This window comes from Occallatibacter sp. (assembly GCF_049510455.1).
Taxonomy (GTDB): Bacteria; Acidobacteriota; Terriglobia; order Terriglobales; family Acidobacteriaceae; genus Telmatobacter.
The window spans coordinates 1-3,121 of sequence record NZ_JBEKYX010000187.1 but is presented as its reverse complement, the minus strand read 5'-3'; the positions used below and the strand labels follow the sequence as shown (position 1 = coordinate 3,121).

Genomic DNA, 3,121 nt, shown 5'->3' with positions numbered 1-3,121 from the left:
TCCACCATGCTGCTTGCGTATAGCCCTGGCGGTTCAGCACATCGTTCATGCCGGCAACTGCCAGCGCGGCAACAGGAGTAGGCTGTTCCCTGGCTGCGCTTTGCACGGTTGACCACATCTCGGCAGGTGGCCCACTCACGGATGCTGTCATTCATCTGCTCCTGGCCCAAAAGGTAAATCTGTGCCCCATTCATCGCAGCTTTATCGCGATGAATGGGCCGCGAAGCTGTGCTGTCCACTCCGATTCGATTTCAACCGCTCCTCGAATGCCAGCGGCATAGTGGTTGAAGCTGCTCCATTGGTACAGCCCTGGCGATGCGACGAGTCCCCGCTTGACTGGATTCCGATGGATGTATCGGATCACTTGGGATCGGGCTGTTTCGCCATAGATGTTCGCGTCAGAATAACGGGGTTGTCAAAACTGCCTTCGTAATCCCCGGCAACTTTGTTCGAAGACCCGCTCAGCGATGACAGCAGTGTCGAATTCAGGCTCTGCGGCGGCTGCCGAAGAGGAAGCTGAAGAAGCCGGAACGATTTTTCTCCGGGAGCGCGGGGGAGGGCTGTGCGGAGATGCGTTTCTGGGCATCGAATGCTGCCTGGACGCGGGGATCGAGGCGGAGCGTGGAGGCCGGCTGAGGTGCGCGGGCGGTGAGCGGCTGCATGGGAGGGCGCGGCGGCTGGGGCGCAGTTAAAGCGGGCGCTGAGGGAGGGGCGGTGAGTGTGGGCGTCTGGGGCTCGGTTTCGGAATATGAGTGGCGGGATGCGGCGGGCGAGCGCGGTTCGGTTATCAACTGCTGGGACATTGACTGCTGGCTCATCAGTTGCTGGACCTGCTGGATTTGGGCGCGGAGGGATTCCACCTCAAGGACGCAGGAGCGGATATAGGCGGAGACGGCGATATTGTTTTCCGCGGCGCGCTTGCGGAGGAGCTTGTTCTCGCCTGCGGTGAAGCGGATGGTGGTGCGCGCGTGGCGCGGCTCCATGATTTGAAGAGATTTGGGGACTTCAAACGATCCGGGTTCAAACGGTCTGGGTTCAAGCGCTTTGGGGGAGGGCTGAATGGTCAGAGCGGTTTTGGGGACTGATTGCGGGGATTGCGATTTCCCGGATCGATTTGCTGCGCGGCGTGCTTTGCGGGTTGGGGTGCGGAGTGCGTGCTCGTAGCTGAGGGAGGCGAGATCTTCTTCGCCCGCCTCAGACGGTTCGAAGGATGCGAAGGTGCCGGATGGCTCGACAGCCGGATCGGAATCCCAGTCGGGCAGTTCGGCGAGCCGGGCCAGGAAGGCTGCGAAGTTGTCCGACTGGAGACCGGGGTTGGGGGAGGGTGCGAATGCTGTCGAGGTCTGCATGAGTGGAAGCATAGGACGGAGTTTGTACACTTGAGAGGAAAATTACAGATGAGTGATGTGAGGGTGTGCCGATGTGGGAGATCGGGGCGGAGTGTGCCGGTTTGGGAAAGTGGTGGATATGGTTAGTGATTGGTGGTTATTGATCAGGAAAAGCAAGAGCAGGTCCTTCGACTCACCACCCCTGAGCTGAAAGACACTTGGGCACCCGTTTACACAGGATGACAAGTTGGCTTTTGTGCAATCCCAGGTCCGAACACAAGGACCTAGGGCACCCGGCTTGTTGGGCTGCTAGAAGAGCGAGGGCAGGGCTGACATGGGAGTAATCTCGAAATCCATAGATAAGCTGCCAACGTGGGTACAGCTGATCCTGGCGATCTTGGGAATTATTGCCGGCATATATGGCATCATCCATTACGGCTGGACATTTATCCTGCGCGCACTCTTTACTCCCGACCTCTAATCCAACCTTGACCACTACCGTAAAAGAGCTTGGCTGGACACCCGTATGCGCTGTTCGATACGGTGAAGCTCTGGAGTTCTGCGATGAGCGAAGCTGCAACTGCGACATTCAAGCCTAAGAAATCGGTGGCGCTTTCTGGTACGCCGGCTGGAAATACTGCGCTGTGTACCGTGGGGCACACGGGCAACGACCTGCATTATCGCGGGTATGACATTCATGATCTTGCCGCGCATTGCGAGTACGAAGAGGTGGCGTATCTGCTGCTGCATGGCAAGCTGCCTACGGCGGCGGAGTTGGCTGCTTATAAGGCTGCGTTGAAGGCGGCGCGTGGGCTGCCGGATGCGGTCTTGAAGGCGCTGGAGCTGCTTCCGGCGACGGCCCATCCGATGGATGTGCTGCGGACGGGCGTTTCTGTGCTGGGATGCGTCTCACCGGAGGCTGCCGATCATGACGCGGCGGGTGCGACGGCGATTGCGGATGGGCTGCTGTCGAAGCTGGTTTCGATGTTGTGCTACTGGCTGCAGTTTGCGCGGCATGGAAAACGCATTGATGTGGTGACGGAGGATGATTCGATTGCGGGGCACCTGCTGCATCTGCTGCATGGCAAGCCTGCGAGCGCGGAGTGGGTGAAGGCGATGCAGGCTTCGCTGATTTTGTATGCGGAGCATGAGTTTAATGCTTCGACGTTTACGGCGCGGGTGATTGCGGGGACGGGTTCGGATATGTATTCGTGCATTACGGGTGCGATTGGCGCGCTCAAAGGGCCGAAGCACGGCGGCGCGAATGAAGTTGCGCTGGAGATTCAGGAGCGCTATGCGTCGGCGGATGAGGCGGAGACGGATATTCGGCGGAGGGTGGCGGAGCGTGAGGTGATTATCGGCTTTGGGCATCCGGTGTATACGATCAGCGATCCGCGGAGCGACGTTATCAAAGGCATTGCGCGCGAGCTTTCGGATGAGGCCGGCGATATGACGCTGTATGCGATTGCCGAGCGGATTGAGACTGTGATGCATGAGACGAAGCGCATGTTTCCGAACCTCGACTGGTTCAGCGCGGTTGCCTATCACGCGATGGGTGTGCCGATTGATCTGTTTACGCCGCTGTTTGTGATTGCGCGGACGGCGGGGTGGGGCGCGCATGTGATGGAGCAGCGGGCGGATGGGAAGATTATTCGGCCGAGTGCGAATTATACGGGGCCGGAGAATCTGACGTTTGTGGCGATTAGTCAGCGTTCCTGAAGGATTTATGTATGCTCACTCGAATCGGACAATTAGTCGCGATGAGTTCAATTCTTTTTGCTTCGACCTTAACG

2 protein-coding genes are annotated in these 3,121 nt (G+C 58.6%); one reads left to right on the top strand and one right to left on the bottom strand.

Going from position 1 to position 3,121, the window contains the following annotated elements; genetic code table 11:
* Positions 1–485: 485 nt before the first annotated feature.
* Positions 486–1,361, bottom strand: coding sequence for a plasmid mobilization protein (locus tag ABSG47_RS20645; RefSeq protein WP_424172385.1), 876 nt, complete (start codon positions 1,359–1,361; stop codon positions 486–488).
* Positions 1,362–1,892: 531 nt separating this feature from the next.
* On the opposite strand from ABSG47_RS20645, the gene prpC reads away from it, so the two are divergent.
* Positions 1,893–3,047, top strand: a complete 1,155-nt coding sequence (prpC, locus tag ABSG47_RS20640) for a bifunctional 2-methylcitrate synthase/citrate synthase (RefSeq protein ID WP_424172382.1) — start codon at positions 1,893–1,895, stop codon at positions 3,045–3,047.
* Positions 3,048–3,121 lie beyond the last annotated feature (74 nt).

What these genes read in the sequence shown, in the direction of transcription:
- ABSG47_RS20645 (WP_424172385.1), bottom strand. Translation starts at nt 1,361, where the DNA reads ATGCTTCCACTCATGCAGACCTCGACAGCATTCGCACCCTCCCCCAAC.
- prpC (WP_424172382.1), top strand. Translation starts at nt 1,893, where the DNA reads ATGAGCGAAGCTGCAACTGCGACATTCAAGCCTAAGAAATCGGTGGCG.